Source organism: Enterococcus mundtii (genome assembly GCF_002947535.1).
Lineage (GTDB): Bacteria > Bacillota > Bacilli > Lactobacillales > Enterococcaceae > Enterococcus_B > Enterococcus_B mundtii_B.
Genome location: NZ_PUAP01000059.1, coordinates 1 through 1,650 on the forward strand (window position 1 = coordinate 1; position 1,650 = coordinate 1,650).

Sequence of the window (1,650 nt, forward strand, 5' to 3'; positions counted from 1 at the left end):
CGACCATTGATCGTCACATTATCGATCAATGAGCTAGGATCAATGTTTGAGGTATTTTCACCTAATGCAAAGTTTTTTTGTGAGGCTTGCGCTTCCATGACCGGAGCAGGTCTAAAACCAGAAGAGGTGACTTCGTAGTATGCATATTCTGTATCATAGGTAAAATCATGCTCTTCTTCATTCATCATTAAAACTGAACTATTGGCTGATCGTTCCGGATGATGGATTCGGATCACATCCCCCAATTGAACATTGAAAATATTGTCTGTGTTGCCAAATTGATCGATGATTTGTTGTAATGTGGTTCGATTAGATACTTCTTGATTATAGATCACATTATTATTCCGTAAGATTTGGAAGGAATAATAAGTAGAAAAAGGAGAAGTCTGTGGTCCTACAGGTGCATTCATATTTGTAGATAAACCACTAGTAATCCTTAATGGGATACTATTTGAATTCGTATTACTCAATAATAACGAGAACGCGCCTGCTGATTGACCAGTGGCAGACTTCATCAAAATTGTATCTTCCCAACGAACATTGATTGTTCCTTCAATTGTTCCTCGAGTTGTTGCATTCACATCTGGACGCCTTGCTTGAACAGTTAATCTGAAGGGTTGTTCTCCCACTAAATTGAAGTTTGGCTCGATCGAATCATCCATAATCAACTGCAAACTATTTCGATCGACTGGCATCCCTCGGAATGTCACATCCTTGATCAAGTCTCTATATAAATTACCGGAAAATATGGACTCTGTACTTTCAAGTCTTTGAACACCCGCAGGATTCAATTCTAACTGTAAGCCTTCATCTGGAACAATCGTCACATTCACACTTTCTGTGGCTTCTCTGCCATCTTGGGTACGCACTCTTGCATGCCAGATGAAATTCCCTAAGTTAGCGGTACTGATAGTATTTACCCAAGTGAGTTGATAACTGCCATCATGAGCGATCGTAAACAGCTCTTGTGGCATAGGATTCGGATCATTTTGACGAATCGTCACTTGAGGATTAGTCGCGGAAATCAATGGTTTTATTTCGATTTCAATGGGAAGTGTCACTGCAGGTCTACCCGTTTGATCAGTAACACTGACTTCTATGCGTTGCTTACCTAATTGGCTTGTATCAGGCTGTGTTACCCATTCATACCGTACCGTTCCCCTCGTATTGTGAGCATCAACAAAATGTTCTGGATCAGGAATGCTCTGTTGGTGTTCCAGAATCAAAGACCCAGATTTTGGATTAAGACGAATACTACCAATATCAGTTCCAGAAAAATCGATTGTGAAACTAGTTGAGCTACTCTCCAATCTCCAACGTCCATTGTTTACTCCTTGGGATTGTCCCCAATAAGAAAATGGAAATCTGCGAATTTCAAATTCTTCTTCTTGAGGCGGCGCTATTCTTAAACGTGTAAAGACAACATTCATTTCGCCATCGGTTAGATTATTATGTACTGCACTTAATGAAGGTGTCACTTGCATTCGCCAGTTTCCGCTTTTTGAATCAGCAACCACTGTGTACACTGCTCGTTCATTATGATCATTCCTACGCAAAGGACTTAAATCTTCAACAATATATCGAATAAAATCATCATAGGCAAAACCAGGAGTTCGGTAGTACATCGGGGTAACATTTCTTAAAATAACT

Annotated in this window: 1 pseudogene; it reads right to left on the minus strand. The window is 39.9% G+C overall.

The features are described 5' to 3' along the window. Positions 1-1,650: pseudogene (locus CUS89_RS16175) on the minus strand (cell wall protein); the annotation flags it as partial.